Annotated in this window: 14 protein-coding genes; 10 read left to right on the top strand and 4 right to left on the bottom strand. The window is 54.1% G+C overall.

Annotation, left to right across the window (positions count from 1 at the left end; all coding sequences use genetic code 11):
- The first annotated feature begins 36 nt into the window (after positions 1-36).
- A complete protein-coding gene (gene purL, locus TK_RS00970) occupies positions 37-2,178 on the top strand; it encodes a phosphoribosylformylglycinamidine synthase subunit PurL (protein WP_011249152.1) in 2,142 nt (713 codons plus the stop codon).
- Positions 2,175-3,170, top strand: coding sequence for a formate--phosphoribosylaminoimidazolecarboxamide ligase (locus TK_RS00965; protein WP_011249151.1), 996 nt, complete (start codon positions 2,175-2,177; stop codon positions 3,168-3,170). Before purL ends, TK_RS00965 begins: the two co-directional genes overlap by 4 nt.
- Here TK_RS00965 and TK_RS00960 read toward each other — a convergent pair.
- Positions 3,163-4,206 carry a DUF835 domain-containing protein gene (locus TK_RS00960; protein WP_011249150.1) on the bottom strand — a complete coding sequence of 348 codons (1,044 nt, stop codon included), beginning with the start codon at positions 4,204-4,206 and terminating at the stop codon, positions 3,163-3,165. The genes TK_RS00965 and TK_RS00960 overlap by 8 nt on opposite strands.
- Before the next feature lie 106 nt (positions 4,207-4,312).
- Here TK_RS00960 and guaB point away from each other — a divergent pair, with 106 nt between their 5' ends.
- The 5 genes from guaB to TK_RS00935 all read left to right on the top strand — a co-directional run bounded on the left by guaB (position 4,313) and on the right by TK_RS00935 (position 8,051).
- Complete coding sequence (gene guaB / locus TK_RS00955) at positions 4,313-5,773, top strand: IMP dehydrogenase (protein WP_011249149.1); 1,461 nt, start codon at positions 4,313-4,315, stop codon at positions 5,771-5,773.
- An 84-nt stretch (positions 5,774-5,857) separates the two neighbouring features.
- Positions 5,858-6,781, top strand: a complete 924-nt coding sequence (gene guaA, locus TK_RS00950) for a glutamine-hydrolyzing GMP synthase (RefSeq protein ID WP_011249148.1) — start codon at positions 5,858-5,860, stop codon at positions 6,779-6,781.
- A gap of 42 nt (positions 6,782-6,823) precedes the next feature.
- On the top strand, positions 6,824-7,042 hold the full coding sequence (locus tag TK_RS00945; protein ID WP_011249147.1) for an antitoxin AF2212-like protein: 219 nt from the start codon (positions 6,824-6,826) through the stop codon (positions 7,040-7,042).
- Entirely contained in the window at positions 7,039-7,488 is a 450-nt protein-coding gene (locus TK_RS00940; RefSeq protein WP_011249146.1) for a type II toxin-antitoxin system VapC family toxin, read from the top strand. Before TK_RS00945 ends, TK_RS00940 begins: the two co-directional genes overlap by 4 nt.
- Positions 7,485-8,051 (top strand): GMP synthase subunit A, encoded by a 567-nt coding sequence (locus tag TK_RS00935; RefSeq protein WP_011249145.1) that lies wholly within the window; start codon positions 7,485-7,487, stop codon positions 8,049-8,051. The genes TK_RS00940 and TK_RS00935 overlap by 4 nt, the downstream gene beginning before the upstream one ends.
- 52 nt (positions 8,052-8,103) lie before the next feature.
- Here TK_RS00935 and TK_RS00930 read toward each other — a convergent pair whose 3' ends face one another.
- Positions 8,104-8,514: an OsmC family protein gene (locus TK_RS00930; RefSeq protein ID WP_011249144.1), complete on the bottom strand. Its 411-nt coding sequence runs from the start codon at positions 8,512-8,514 to the stop codon at positions 8,104-8,106.
- A gap of 56 nt (positions 8,515-8,570) precedes the next feature.
- On the opposite strand from TK_RS00930, the gene TK_RS00925 reads away from it, so the two are divergent.
- Entirely contained in the window at positions 8,571-9,410 is an 840-nt protein-coding gene (locus TK_RS00925) for an SPL family radical SAM protein (protein WP_011249143.1), read from the top strand.
- Here TK_RS00925 and TK_RS00920 read toward each other — a convergent pair.
- A complete protein-coding gene (locus TK_RS00920) occupies positions 9,340-10,191 on the bottom strand; it encodes a gamma-glutamyl-gamma-aminobutyrate hydrolase family protein (RefSeq protein WP_011249142.1) in 852 nt (283 codons plus the stop codon). The genes TK_RS00925 and TK_RS00920 overlap by 71 nt on opposite strands.
- 67 nt (positions 10,192-10,258) lie before the next feature.
- Complete coding sequence (locus TK_RS00915) at positions 10,259-11,512, bottom strand: PLP-dependent aminotransferase family protein (protein WP_011249141.1); 1,254 nt, start codon at positions 11,510-11,512, stop codon at positions 10,259-10,261.
- 243 nt (positions 11,513-11,755) lie between these two features.
- Here TK_RS00915 and TK_RS00910 point away from each other — a divergent pair, with 243 nt between their 5' ends.
- Positions 11,756-12,724 (top strand): ribose 1,5-bisphosphate isomerase, encoded by a 969-nt coding sequence (locus TK_RS00910; RefSeq protein ID WP_011249140.1) that lies wholly within the window; start codon positions 11,756-11,758, stop codon positions 12,722-12,724.
- Positions 12,725-12,818: 94 nt separating this feature from the next.
- On the top strand, positions 12,819-14,081 hold the full coding sequence (locus tag TK_RS00905; protein ID WP_011249139.1) for a hypothetical protein: 1,263 nt from the start codon (positions 12,819-12,821) through the stop codon (positions 14,079-14,081).
- Positions 14,082-14,083: the final 2 nt, after the last annotated feature.

Below are 14,083 nucleotides of genomic sequence, written 5' to 3'. Positions count from 1 at the left end.
TTTTTACATTTTTCTGATAATAAAGGAGGTGTCACGATGTTCCCCCACGAGGAGAAGCTCATCCGGGAGAGGCTCGGGAGGGAGCCGAACGAAGTGGAAAAGGCCATGCTCGAAGTAATGTGGAGCGAGCACGCCTCGTACAAGTCTAGCAGGCCGTTCCTTAAGCTCCTTCCAACGGAGAACGAGCACGTGGTTCTGGGCCCGGGAGAGGATGCTGGAATAGTGAAGTTCGACGATGAAACCTGGATAGCGGTTGGAATCGAGAGCCACAACCACCCTTCAGCCGTTGAGCCCTACGGCGGTGCCGCCACGGGTGTCGGCGGAATTGTCAGGGATATACTCTGTATGGGCGCCCGTCCGATAGCCCTCCTCGACCCGATACGCTTCGGGCCGCTTGAGAAGGAGCGCAACCGCTACCTCCTCCAGGGCGTCGTGAAGGGCATAGCGGACTACGGCAACAGGATAGGAGTTCCGACGGTTGGCGGCGAGACAGAGTTCGACGAGAGCCTGGATAACTACACGCTCGTGAATGTTGCCTGCGTTGGGATAATGAGGCCGGAGCACTTCGTCCACAGCTACGTTGAGGAAGCCGGGTTAAAGCTCGTCCTCGTCGGTAACAGGACCGGCAGGGACGGAATCCACGGCGTGACCTTCGCAAGCGAGGAACTGAGCGAGAACGCGGAGGAGGAAGACCGCTCGGCGGTCCAAATTCCCGACCCCTTCACCGAGAAGCTTCTAATTGAAGCCACGCTTGAGGCCGTCTACACAGGGAAAGTTAGAGCGCTCAAAGACCTCGGCGGCGGCGGACTTACCTGCGCTTCCTCGGAGATGGCCGGGAAGAAGGGCTTCGGTGCCGTTATCTACGCCGACCGCGTCCCCCTAAGGGAGCCAAACATGACACCGACGGAGGTAATGATATCCGAGAGCCAGGAAAGGATGCTCTTTGCAGTCAGGGAAGAGGACGTTGAAGAAATCGGGAAAATTTTCGAGAAGTACGGCCTCGAATGGACGGTCGTTGGAGAGATTATAAAAGAACCGCGCTACATCGTTTACTGGAAGGGCGAGAAGGTTGCTGACCTCCCAATAGATCTCCTTACGGAAGTTCCAACGATCGAGTGGGAGACGAGGCCCTACAGCCTCGAAAGGGACGTTGAGACACCCAAGATAAGCTTTTCTGACGCCTTCGAGCTCGTCTGGAGCAGTCCGAACGTTCTGAACAAGCGCTGGGTATGGGAGCAGTACGACCACGAGGTTCAGGGCAGGACAGTGGTAAAGCCAGGAAGAGATGCTGCAGTGCTCAAGATAAACGAGCGCTACGGGCTGGCCTTCGTGGCCGACGGTAATCCTAACCACAGCCACCTCAACCCCTACCACGGAGCGATGGGGGCTGTTGCTGAAGTCGTGAGAAACCTCGTCAGTGTGGGTGCCGAGCCCTTAGCCCTGGTGGACAACCTCAACTTCGCCTCCCCAGAGAGACCCGAGGTCTACTGGAGCTTTGCGGAGACAGTCAGGGGACTGGCGGATGCTGCAAGAGCCTTCGGTTTAGCGTACGTGAGCGGAAACGTCAGCTTCTACAACGAGGTCGTTGACAGGCCCATAAAGCCGACTCCAGTCGTTGCTGGCCTCGGAAAGGTGGAGCTTGAGAAAATACCTGGCTTTGGCCTCGAAGAGGGGCTCCTTATAGGCGTCGTTGGGAGCACTAAGAGGGAGCTCGGAGGAAGTGAGCTATACGTGAGGCTCGGTCTGAAAGGCGGAATCGCTCCGCGCGTGAACCTTGAGGAGGAAAAGGCGAACGCCGAGGGAATCCTTGAGGCGATCAGAAGGGGACTCTTGAAGGCCGTCCACGACGTTAGCAAGGGCGGAATAGCGGTGGCCCTGGCGGAGATGGCAGTTTTGGGCAACACGGGCTTCACCGCTGACCTCTCGAAGGTGCCCGCCGAGACTTCTAACCCGCTTGAGGTTGCCTTCAGCGAGAGCCACGGCCGCTACATCGTAGTCTTCCCCGAGGAAAGACTTGAGGAGCTTAAGGCGCTCTTCAGGCACTTCGCAGTAATCGGCAGAGCAGGAGGAAGCGGTGCCGTCTTCCTCTGGAATGGAGATGAGCTCCTGAGGAAGCCGATCACCAAGCTGAGGGAAGTTCACGAGTCCTTTCCGAAGCTCCTGGGTGAGGAGGAATGAGGGTAGCGACCTATGCTTCCCACTCTGCCCTCCAGATTTTGAAAGGGGCAAAAGACGAGGGGTTCGAGACGGTTGCCTTCGGCCCTTCCAGGGTTAAGCCGCTCTACACCAAGTACTTTCCAGTTGCGGATCATTTCATAGAGGGTGCATATCCGGAAGAGGAGCTGCTCGAGTTCGAGGCCGTAGTTGTTCCAACTGGTTCGTTCGTTGCCCACCTCGGCGTAGAACTTGTTGAGAAGATGAAGGTTCCTTACTACGGCAACAAAGCCGTGTTAAGGTGGGAGAGCGACCGCTCCCTCGAAAGGAAGTGGCTGGAGAAAGCTAAGCTGAGGCTCCCGAGGATTTACGAAGACCCAGACGACATAGACGGGCCCGTCATCGTAAAACCATTTGGCGCTGGAGGGGGAAGGGGGTACTTCCTGGCCAGCTCCCCCGAGGACTTCTGGAAAAAGGCCGAGAGGCTAGGTGTTCGTAGTAAAGAAGACCTTTCGAGAGTCCAGATACAGGAGTACGTGGTGGGCGTTCCAGTTTACCCTCACTACTTCTACTCGAAGCTCAACGGCGAGCTTGAGCTGATGAGCGTTGACAGGCGCTATGAGTCCAACGCGGACGCGATAGGGCGAATTCCAGCGAGGGAGCAGATTGATCTTGGAATCAGCACCGACTACACCGTCGTCGGGAACATTCCGATCGTTCTAAGGGAAAGCCTGCTAATGGACGTCATCGAGGCTGGAGAACGAGTGGTGAAAGCTGCGGAGGAGCTCATGGGTGGCCTCTGGGGCCCGTTCTGCCTGGAGGGTGTCTTTACTCCTGACATGGAGTTCGTGGTCTTCGAGATATCCGCGAGAATAGTGGCTGGAACTAACCCCTTCGTGCACGGCTCGCCGTACACCTGGCTCCGATACGACTTCCCCGTCAGCACGGGCAGGAGGATAGCGATGGAGCTGAAGCAGGGCTTGGAAGAGGACAGACTGGGAGAACTCCTCACGTGAGGAGCCTCTCCAGCGTTTTCATCTCCCTTTCTTCCCAGGCGTCTTTTTCTAGGACGAGCACGAGTGTTCCATTGCTAACAGCGACGTAGTCCCGCAGGGATGTCAGGAACTTTGCTATGGCCCTAAAATCGTTGTAGAGCTTGAGGTATTCGAGCCCTTCGAGAACGATGACAGGCTTTAAATCAGAGTTCTCGAATGAACGGATGTAATCAACCGCAGTTTCGAGGATCCTTGGGAGATTGGTTGGAGAAACGTTCCCATAACCGCCAAGGTTTGTTATCCTATATACTTTCCAGCTACTTGGCACTTCGACGTTCCTCACAAAAGCCAGAACGGGGTATTCCCTAAACTGCTTTTTGAAGTCTTCAAACTGTGCCGGATCCACTACCAGGACTCCTGGCTGAATTTCCACCTGCGTTTTAGGTTCTTCAATCTCAAAGACCTCCCCAAGCGAGAGCTGAACCATGAAGAGGGCCGTAACGACGGTCAGAACCAGGCCAATGAACAGCCCCCAGAACTTAAAGCCCTCGTTCCATAACACGGGATAAAGCATTTGATATACCCCGTACGTGCTCAGGGACAGGCCGAGGTACGCAGTGTCCTGATCGTAGAATTCCCTCATCCGATAAAGTATAAGTCCGCCGATACTCAAGAAGACACCGGAGGCTCCGTAGACGATCCCCATAACGGCTGTTTCAGGCGTTTTTTCGAGGAAAAGGAGGAGAATCGCTGTGTACACTCCAATAGCGGCCGGTCCCCACGAAAGAGCCCGGATGTAATCCTGAGACATTGAGACCTCTTCGTTTACCCTTAGGACCCCCTGCAGGATCAGAGATGAAAAGAAGCCAAGCAGAACCGCCGCTATCTCAGGATGAATGCCTAGATCCCCGATTATAGCGTAGGCATATATTATCCAGGCAAAACCCCAGTAGTAGGCGGCCTTTCTATGCCGCTGGTGGGAGAAAAACAGGAGCATTCCTCCCGCAGCTAGCTTTACTCCAGCGTCAAACGCCGCCGCCATTAGGTAGGAGTCCACGGTACCACCGGGTAAAGTACTTTGTCCTGATATTTAACCCTTTTTCCGCAAGCCTTAAAAGCCCTCATCATTCTCAAGTCAAAAAGGGTGAGGAGGTTCGGAAGATATGGGCAAATTTGAACAAAAACTTGTTAATGCTCTTAAGGGCTACACCTTCGACGACGTTCTCCTGATACCGCAGGCGACCGAAGTCGAGCCGAAGGACGTGGACGTTTCTACACAGATAACGCCCAACGTGAGGCTGAACATCCCGATTCTCAGCGCGGCCATGGACACGGTTACCGAGTGGGAGATGGCCGTTGCGATGGCAAGGGAAGGCGGCCTGGGAGTAATCCACAGGAACATGAGCATAGAGGAGCAGGTCGAACAGGTGAAGAGGGTCAAGAGGGCCGAGCGTTTCATCGTTGAGGATGTCATAAGCATAAAGCCAGATGAGAGCCTCGACTACGCGCTGTTCCTCATGGAGCGCAACGGCGTTGACGGTTTGCCCGTCGTTGACGATGAAGGAAGGGTCGTTGGTGTGATCACCAAGAAGGACATAGCGGCGAAGCAGGGATCGAAGGTCAGCGAGGTCATGACGGGCGAAGTCATAACAGTGCCCGAGACGGTAACGGCGGAGGAGGCAGTACAGATAATGTTCGACCACAGGATAGACCGGCTTCCTGTGGTTGACGGTGAGGGAAGGCTCGTTGGCATAATAACGATGAGCGACCTCGCGAAGAGGAGGAAGTACCGGAACGCGGTAAGGGACGAAAACGGTGACCTGCTCGTTGCTGCGGCCGTTGGCCCCTTCGACCTCGAGAGGGCAAAGGCCCTCGATAATGCTGGAGCCGACGTTATAGTCGTCGACACGGCCCACGCCCACAACCTCAAGGCGATAAAGGCGATGAAAGAGATAAGGAACGCCGTGGATGCCGACCTCATAGTGGGCAACATCGCAAACCCGAAGGCGGTTGATGATCTCACCTTCGCAGACGCCGTCAAGGTCGGAATCGGGCCAGGAAGCATCTGCACCACGAGGGTAGTTGCTGGAGTGGGCGTTCCTCAGATTACCGCCATAGCACTCGTGGCTGACAAAGCCCAAGAGTACGGCCTCCACGTGATAGCCGACGGTGGGATACGCTATTCTGGAGACATAGTGAAGGCGATAGCCGCTGGGGCTGACGCCGTTATGCTCGGTTCCCTGCTGGCCGGAACGAAGGAGGCTCCGGGCAAGGAGGTAGTCATGAACGGAAGAAGGTACAAGCAGTACCGCGGAATGGGCTCGCTCGGGGCCATGATGAAAGGCGGAGCGGAGCGCTACTACCAGAAGGGGCACATGAAGACGAAGAAGTTCGTCCCGGAGGGGGTTGAGGGAGTGGTTCCCTACAAGGGACCGGTTGGAGAAGTTCTCTACCAGCTCATAGGCGGCCTCAGGGCTGGAATGGGCTACGTGGGGGCCAGAAACATCCCCGAGCTGAAGGAGAAGGGCGAGTTCGTTATCATAACCCACGCTGGCTACATCGAGAGCCACCCGCACGACATACTGATAACCAACGAGGCGCCGAACTACCCACTCGGGAAGTGAGGGCTCCCACTTTCAACATTTTTAACTCAAAAACAACAAATTTTTAAGCTAAAATTAGCAAGATAATGTTGAAAGGTGGTGCTCATGTGGGAGAACTTCATCGAGGAGAAGGTTAAGGAGATAAGAGAGACTGTCGGTGATGGAAAGGCCATCATAGCCCTCTCTGGTGGTGTTGACAGCTCAACCGCCGCAGTTCTGGCGCACAGGGCTATAGGCGACAGACTGCACGCTGTCTTCGTGAACACGGGCTTCATGCGCAAGGGCGAACCCGAGTTCGTAGTCAAGACCTTCCGGGACGAGTTTGGACTGAACCTCCACTACGTTGACGCGAGCGAGCGATTCTTCAGGGAGCTTAAGGGCGTGACCGACCCGGAGGAGAAGAGGAAGATAATCGGAAGAGTATTCATCGAGGTCTTTGAGGAAGTTGCGAAGGAGATAAACGCCGACTTCCTGATCCAGGGGACGATAGCCCCTGACTGGATAGAGAGCCATGGCAAGATAAAGAGCCACCACAACGTTGGGGGACTGCCTGAGAGGCTCAACCTCAAGCTGATCGAACCCTTGAGGGACCTCTACAAGGACGAGGTCAGGGAGCTGGCGAAGGAGCTCGGTCTTCCTGAGAAGATATACAACCGCATGCCCTTCCCGGGGCCGGGGCTGGCCGTTAGGGTTCTCGGAGAGGTTACACCTGAGAGGGTCGCAATCGTGAGAGAAGCAAACGCTATAGTTGAAGAGGAAATTGAGAAGGCCGGGCTTAAGCCATGGCAGGCTTTCGCAGTTCTGCTCGGGGTTAAAACCGTCGGCGTTCAGGGCGACATAAGGGCCTACAAGGAGACGGTAGCGGTTCGCGTTGTTGAGAGCCTCGATGGAATGACTGCCAACGCGATGAACGTCCCCTGGGAGGTACTCCAGAGGATAGCCTTCAGGATAACGAGCGAGATTCCAGAGGTTGGAAGGGTGCTCTACGACATCACGAACAAGCCTCCGGCGACGATAGAGTTCGAGTGAAACCCTTATTTACTTTGACGACTAAGCTAGAGCGGTGGGAGAATGGGAGAGAACGTCGAGGTCGTTGAAGCGGTTTACGAGAACGGTGTGCTGAAGCCGCTTAAGCCGCTGAAGCTGAAGGAAGGGGAGCATCTAGTAATAAAGCTCTACAGGAAGGACATAGTTGAGAAAACGGAAAAATTTAGAAAAATAATATCTCCTGAGAACTTCAAAGAAAGCCCCGAAGAGTACCTCCAGAAGCTCAGGGAGGAGCGGCTATGAAAGTTGTCCTCGATACCTCTGTTGTGGTTAATCTTTTTTCCAGTTTTTATCCCGACAGGTCTGAAGTCGCCAAAAGGATCGCCAAGCTCTCGGAAATGGGCATTCTTGAAATCTATGCTCCGCGGCTCGGGGAGTTCGAGTTCGTATCAGTTCTATCTAGATTCCTTTCCCAAGAGATGGTGAGGGAAGCTCACGAAATATATATGGAACTCGTTGCAGACTTTGTGGGAGAAGGCCTTTTGTCCGATAGGATCCTTGAACTCGCCTTTTCAACCGGTCATCGCATTCCTGACCTCTACTTCGTTGCGACTGCACAACATATCAACGCCCTTCTCCTGACCAACGACCGAAAAATGGCCGAAATGGCCAGGTCTGCCGGTGTGAAAGCTTTCTACCTCACTGAAGAGGCCGATGAGTTTTTCAAGCTCGCGGGGGTGAATGGATGATAGTCATAATGGACAACGGGGGCCAATACGTCCACAGGATTTGGAGAACCCTTCGCTACCTCGGCGTTGAGGCGAAGATAATCCCGAACACGACGCCGCTTGAGGAGATCAAGGCGATGAAGCCGAAGGGGATAATCTTCTCGGGAGGCCCGGACATAAATAAAACAGGAAACTGCTCCGCCATCCTTGAGCACTACGACGAGTTCAACGTTCCGATACTCGGCATCTGTCTCGGCCACCAGCTCATAGCAAAGCACTTCGGAGGAAAGGTCGGAAGGGGAGAGAAGGCCGAATACAGCCTCGTCGAGATAGAGATACTCGACGAGAATGATATATTCAGGGGGCTTCCGAGGAAGCTGAGGGTCTGGGAGAGCCACATGGACGAGGTCAAGGAGCTCCCTCCAGGTTTCAAGCTCTTAGCCAGGAGCGAGACCTGTCCCGTCGAGGCAATGAAGCACGAAAGCCTCCCTATCTACGGCGTTCAGTTCCACCCGGAGGTTGCCCACACCGAACACGGAGCGGACATCTACCGCAACTTCGCGGAGCTGTGTGGGGAGCTTTAAAAAAGAAAGGTCAGCTGGTCCATCCATCATCATCTTTTTCTCAGCAACGGGTTTACTCATCATCAGGGACTATCTCAAGGGAGTATGTAAGCTCGGCACCGCTGAGCTTTACGTGTGCTGATGCCGAGCAGTATTTGTCCTGGCTGAGTTCTATGGCCCTTCTAGCCTTCTCCTCTTTAACGTTTCCGTATATCTTGTAGTGGATATGGACTTTGGTGTAGATGCGCGGGTGCTCCTCGCGCCTTTCTCCAGAAATCTCGACTTCCAGCCCCTTTATCTGCTCCCTCATCTTTTGAAGGATCATGACGACGTCGTAGGCCGTGCACCCGGCCACGCTCAGGAGGAGGAGCTTCATTGGACTTATACCGCCATCACCCAGGATGACGGAGCACTTGTCGTCTTCCATCCTTCCGATGAACTGAAACTCCTCACCAGGAACCCACTTTACTGCCCCTTTGACCATGAGACCACCGAGAGCGCTAAGGTTTACTTTTTTAAATGTCTTTCCAAGTGGAGACCATGTACATAAGGCCATTCGACCCCTGGAAAAGCCCCCTCTGTACCTGCCCCTTCAAGTACACCCTCAACCCTTACACCGGTTGCGACCATGCATGCGTTTACTGCTACATAACCAGCTACATTCCCAACGCCTTCCGCGTGAGGACTAAAGAGGGTCTTCTCCCCAAGCTTGAAAAGGAACTCAGAAAGCTCGACAAAAACGCAATAGTGGCACTTTCATACTCATCCGATCCGTATCCAACCATAGAACGGGAGCTTGGGATTACCAGAAAGGTCCTCGAGCTTTTTAGGGGGTACAACGTCCGTTGCCTCCTTTTGACGAAGTCCGACATCTTTGAGAGGGATATAGACATCCTGAGCGAGCTGAGGTGCGCTGTTGGAGTAACTGTAACGACTGTGGACGAAAAGAAGGCAAAGCTCCTTGAACCCAACGCCCCATCTCCAAAGAGAAGGATGAAGGCACTGAAAAAAGCGAAAGATGCAGGCATTCCTGTCTACGCCCGGATAGACCCGATAATCCCCTACTACACATGGGAAGACTTCGACGAGACGCTTGATGCACTTTCCTTTGTGAGCCACATAACGGTCTCCACCCTCAAGCTCAGGCCCGACTCAAAAAAGAGGATGTTTGCAAAGTTCCCGGAGCTTATGGAAAAGCTGTGGCCGCTTTACGAGAGGGGAGAGAGGATAGGGGGCTACTACTACCTCCCAAAGGACGTCAGAATGCCCATCCTGAGGGAAGCAGAAAAGAAGATAACCGAGAAGGGAATCACGTTTGGGTCGTGTCGGGAAGGTTATCGCTCGTTTCCGACGTGTGATGGGTCTCATCTTGTTCCGTAGTCTCCTGGGCAAGCCTCTTCTTTGCTTCTTCTTCCAGCTGAATCAGTTCAATCTCGTGCTTCCTCTCCTGATGACCGAGAGCCGCCTTCACCAGCGCCTCATACAGGACTTTCATCTCATCCAGATACTCGGGCTGCCACTGAACGCCAATAACGAAGCTCTCGTCGGTGGACTCAATGCCCTCTATGAGACCATCGACGGAAAAGGCCACCTGCCTGAGACCCTCTCCAACCTTCTTAACGGCCTGGTGGTGGAAGCTGTTTACCCAGGTCCAGGCATCGTTCGTGCCCTCGATGACCAGGACGTCTTTGAGGATGTTGTAGAGCTTTGAGTCCGTTTTTACCCTTACCGTGTGGAGCTTCTGGTCAGGCCTGACCCTGCCGATCTCCCAGTCGTGTTTTATGGCTTTCGGAATTTCATATACGTCCTGGTACAGCGTCCCCCCGAGGGCGACGTTTATTATCTGCATTCCCCTGCCCACGCCGAGAATTGGAATTTCCCCATCAATCGCCAGTTTGACCAGGGTTATTTCGAACTCGTCCTTGGCAACGTCCACATCCCTGAGGCTGAGTGAGGGATCCTCGCCGTAGAACCTGGGATGAATGTCCGGGCCCTCAACGAGGAGTATGCCGTCCGCGACCTCTATAACGTCCTCGGGATCTCCCTCAGGGCTGAATAGCACTGGAAGACCGCCCGCCTCAAGAACCTTCCTGAAGTGATGTGTATTCGCCAGGGTGTATCCATCTCTGGAAGTACCGATTATGGCTATGATTGGACGCATAAGTCTCACCGGAGAAAACTAGGGACAAGCAAATAAAAAAGTATAGGTAGCAGACATGAAAGAGAGTTCACTTGAGCTTCTTTATCTCCTCCTCTATTACCTCGGCGAGCCTCCTGACTCCTTCCCTAATCTTCTCCTCCGGGACGTAGGTGAAGTTGAGCCTCATTGTGTTCTTAACTTCTCTGTGGGCAAAGAAAGCCTCACCCGGGACGTAGGCAACTCCCTTGGCGACCGCCTTCTCCATCATTAGCTTGGTGTCGATGCCCTCAGGAAGGGTCACCCATATGAACATGCCTCCGTCTGGCTTCGTCCACCTGACCCCCTCTGGCATGTACTCTTCGAGGGCCTCGAGCATCGCATCCCTCCTCGGCTTGTAGAACTCGATGACCCTTGGAATGTGCCTGTCGAGGTGGCCGTCTTCCACGTACTTCCAAGCTATGACCTGACCGAACGGGTTCGCACAGAGGTCAACGGCCTGCTTTGCAATCTCCATCTTCCTGATGAAGTGCGGGTGAGCCGAGACCCATCCAAGGCGGAAGCCGGGGGCGAATATCTTCGAGAACGTGCCTAGGTAGATAACACGACCTTCATCGTCGAAGTGCTTTATCGGGGGTATCGGTTCGCCCGAATAACGGAGCTCACTGTACGGGTTGTCCTCAACGATGAGGAAGTCGTACTCGTTAGCCAGCTCTATTAGGTGCTTTCTCCTCTCGAGGCTCATCGTCACTCCAGCGGGGTTCTGGAAGGTTGAGACAGTGTAGACAAACTTTATCCTCTTTCCTTCGGCCTTCAGCTTTTTAAGTTTCTCTTCCAGGACGTCGACTTTCATTCCATCGTCGTCCAGAGGGATTGAGATGAACTCAGGATCATAGAACTTGAAGGCGTTGAGGGCGGCAAGGTAGGTCGGCGCCTCAACCACCACGATGTCTCCCGGATCAATGAAGACCCTTCCTATCAAGTCAAGCGCCTGCTGGCTTCCTGCGACTATCATTACCTCGACCTTGCTCATTGGGATTCCGTAGCGCTTTTCCATCCACCTAGCCAGGGCAAGGCGGAGCGGAGTGAAGCCCTTGGTCGTTCCGTACTGGAGGGCCTTGTCCGCGTGCTTTGAGAGGACTTCCATAGTGATCTCCTTTATAATATCAACGGGAAACGTCTCGGGGGCGGGGAGACCCCCCGCGAGACTTATAACGTCGCTCGTTTCAACGAGTTTGAGGAGCTCCCTAACCTCAGAAGCCTTCATCTCCATAGCCTTTTGTGAGAAAAATGACTCGAAGTCCAGGGGTTGGGCCGCGAGTTTGTTCTCAAGCTTTTCCTGCATTACCATCACCACCTAAACCTAATGAACACATCAGTTCACGTCATCAAACATATACATCGGAATTAACTAGGCAGGATTTGTTATAAACTTTTCTCATTCCGCTCTGTCCTTTACAAACGTAAAAGAATCTCAAAACTGAGACTAAAGTGCATCGAGGATGTTTTCCAAGCGTTAATGTACAAAAAGTACGAAAACATCTATAAACCCCGGCGATTATACCTGAGTTTACCCGGAGGTGGTTGCATGGCAGTTGTAAAGGAAGTCCTCGAGATTGCGGAGAAGATAAAGAACATGGAAATCAGGGGAGCCGGGAAGATAGCCAGGTCGGCCGCCTACGCCCTCCAGCTTCAGGCCGAGAAAAGCAAGGCCACCAACGTTGACGAGTTCTGGAAAGAGATGAAGCAGGCGGCAAAGATACTATTCGAGACAAGGCCCACCGCCGTTTCCCTGCCAAACGCGCTCCGTTACGTCATGCACAGGGGGAAGATAGCGTACTCAAGCGGGGCAGACCTTGAACAGCTCAGGTTCGTCATAATAAACGCCGCCAAGGAGTTCATCCACAATTCGGAGAAGGCCCTTGAGAGGATCGGAGAGTTCGGCGCAAAGAGAATCGAGGACGGCGACGTCATAATGACTCACTGCCACAGCAAGGCTGCCATAAGCGTCATGAAGACCGCCTGGGAGCAGGGCAAGGACATAAAGGTCATCGTGACCGAGACTAGGCCCAAGTGGCAGGGCAAGATAACCGCCAAGGAGCTCGCTTCTTACGGCATTCCGGTCATCTACGTCGTTGATTCAGCGGCAAGACACTACATGAAGATGACCGACAAGGTCGTTATGGGGGCTGACTCGATAACCGTAAACGGCGCGGTGATAAACAAGATTGGGACTGCTTTGATAGCCTTGACCGCGAAGGAACACAGGGTTTGGACTATGATCGCTGCCGAAACCTACAAGTTCCACCCGGAGACGATGCTCGGCCAGCTCGTCGAGATTGAGATGCGCGATCCAACGGAGGTCATCCCCGAGGATGAGCTGAAGACCTGGCCGAAGAACATCGAGGTCTGGAATCCGGCCTTTGACGTTACTCCACCGGAGTACGTGGACGTCATAATCACCGAGCGCGGGATAATACCACCGTACGCGGCGATAGACATTCTCAGAGAAGAATTCGGCTGGGCTCTCAAGTACACCGAGCCCTGGGAGGACTGAGGCTTTTCTTCCTTTTCTTTTCGAGCTCAACGGTATGGCTTAAAAGGAGTATGCCTTTTATACTCCAGCGACAAAAACAAAGGGGTGGTTAATGATGAAAGCTTACATAGCCGAGAACGTCAGGGGCATCTACGCCTTTGACGAGAGCGGGAAGCTCATAGGGAGCAAACCCTTCAGCGGGAAGCCGGAGGTAAGCCTTGACAAGCTCCTCAAGGGCGAGCCGAGCGACGAGCTCATAGAGTTTCTCGACGAGCTTGGAAGCGAAGGCTACACCGAGTTCGTGGTCGAGGACTCCGAGCTGAGCAGAAACCTCAAGGAGCTCGGCTACAACGCCACAGCCGAGTTCCCGAACATAGCTGGCGAAAAGCTCCGCTCAAGCCCCGAGGAGTTCCTGGGCGAGAACTGGTTCGACGAGTACTTCAGCGTTGGTGTTGCCCTGACCAGGCTCCGCATACAGGAGCAGAGCGGCGCTCGCGATAAGATGATCATCCAGGCCATCGAGGCCCTCGACGACATTGACAAGGTCATAAACCTCCTCGTTTCTCGTCTTAGGGAGTGGTACGGTCTCCACTTCCCGGAGCTCGATGAACTCCTCCCGAAGCACCCTCAGTACGTTGCGTTCGTTAAGGAGATCGGCCCGAGGGAGAACGCGACCAGGGAGAAGCTTGAGAAGCTCGGCTTCTCCGAGGGCAAGATAGAGAAAATCCTTGAAGCGGCCGAGAAGTCAATGGGCGCCCCGCTCGGCAAGTTCGACAGCGCCATAATCCAGAAGTTGGCCAGCGAGATACACGACCTCTACAAGCTGAGGGAGCAGATAGAGGACTACCTTGAGACTGCCATGGACGAAGTTGCTCCGAACCTCAAGGCGCTCGTCGGGGCGAAGCTTGCTGCCAGACTCATGAGCCTCGCAGGTGGATTGAAAGAGCTCGCCATGATGCCGGCATCGACCATACAGGTTCTCGGAGCCGAAAAAGCCCTCTTCAGGCACCTCAGGACGGGTGCAAAGCCGCCCAAGCACGGTGTCATCTTCCAGTATCCGGCTATAAACCGCTCACCCTGGTGGCAGAGGGGTAAGATAGCCCGCGCTCTGGCAGGAAAGCTCGCGATAGCGGCAAGGGTGGACTACTTCTCCGGCGAATACATAGGTGAGGAGCTGAAGAAGGAGCTTGAGCAGAGGATTCAGGAGATCAAGGAGAAGTACCCGAACCCGCCGAAGAGGAAGGCCAAGCCCGAGAAGAAAAAGAAGGAAAAGAAGAAGTTCAAGGGCAAAGGAAAAGGAAAGCACGAGAAGGGCAAGGGCTTCGGCGGAAAGAAGGACAAAAAGAAAAAGAAGAAGGGTAAGGGCGGTAAGAGGTGATC

The sequence above is a fragment of the Thermococcus kodakarensis KOD1 genome (genome assembly GCF_000009965.1).
Taxonomy (GTDB): domain Archaea; phylum Methanobacteriota_B; class Thermococci; order Thermococcales; family Thermococcaceae; genus Thermococcus; species Thermococcus kodakarensis.
Note: the sequence above shows the minus strand (reverse complement) of the source record. Positions and strands in the feature narration are given on the sequence as shown.

Excerpts from the sequence above, each read along its gene's own strand:
- TK_RS00905 (WP_011249139.1), top strand. The coding sequence starts at position 12,819 with ATGAAAGCTTACATAGCCGAGAACGTCAGGGGCATCTACGCCTTTGAC.
- TK_RS00920 (WP_011249142.1), bottom strand. The coding sequence starts at position 10,191 with ATGCGTCCAATCATAGCCATAATCGGTACTTCCAGAGATGGATACACC.
- TK_RS00915 (WP_011249141.1), bottom strand. The coding sequence starts at position 11,512 with ATGCAGGAAAAGCTTGAGAACAAACTCGCGGCCCAACCCCTGGACTTC.
- TK_RS00940 (WP_011249146.1), top strand. The coding sequence starts at position 7,039 with ATGAAAGTTGTCCTCGATACCTCTGTTGTGGTTAATCTTTTTTCCAGT.
- TK_RS00965 (WP_011249151.1), top strand. The coding sequence starts at position 2,175 with ATGAGGGTAGCGACCTATGCTTCCCACTCTGCCCTCCAGATTTTGAAA.
- TK_RS00935 (WP_011249145.1), top strand. The coding sequence starts at position 7,485 with ATGATAGTCATAATGGACAACGGGGGCCAATACGTCCACAGGATTTGG.
- guaA (WP_011249148.1), top strand. The coding sequence starts at position 5,858 with ATGTGGGAGAACTTCATCGAGGAGAAGGTTAAGGAGATAAGAGAGACT.
- TK_RS00945 (WP_011249147.1), top strand. The coding sequence starts at position 6,824 with ATGGGAGAGAACGTCGAGGTCGTTGAAGCGGTTTACGAGAACGGTGTG.
- TK_RS00925 (WP_011249143.1), top strand. The coding sequence starts at position 8,571 with ATGTACATAAGGCCATTCGACCCCTGGAAAAGCCCCCTCTGTACCTGC.
- TK_RS00910 (WP_011249140.1), top strand. The coding sequence starts at position 11,756 with ATGGCAGTTGTAAAGGAAGTCCTCGAGATTGCGGAGAAGATAAAGAAC.
- purL (WP_011249152.1), top strand. The coding sequence starts at position 37 with ATGTTCCCCCACGAGGAGAAGCTCATCCGGGAGAGGCTCGGGAGGGAG.
- guaB (WP_011249149.1), top strand. The coding sequence starts at position 4,313 with ATGGGCAAATTTGAACAAAAACTTGTTAATGCTCTTAAGGGCTACACC.
- TK_RS00930 (WP_011249144.1), bottom strand. The coding sequence starts at position 8,514 with ATGGTCAAAGGGGCAGTAAAGTGGGTTCCTGGTGAGGAGTTTCAGTTC.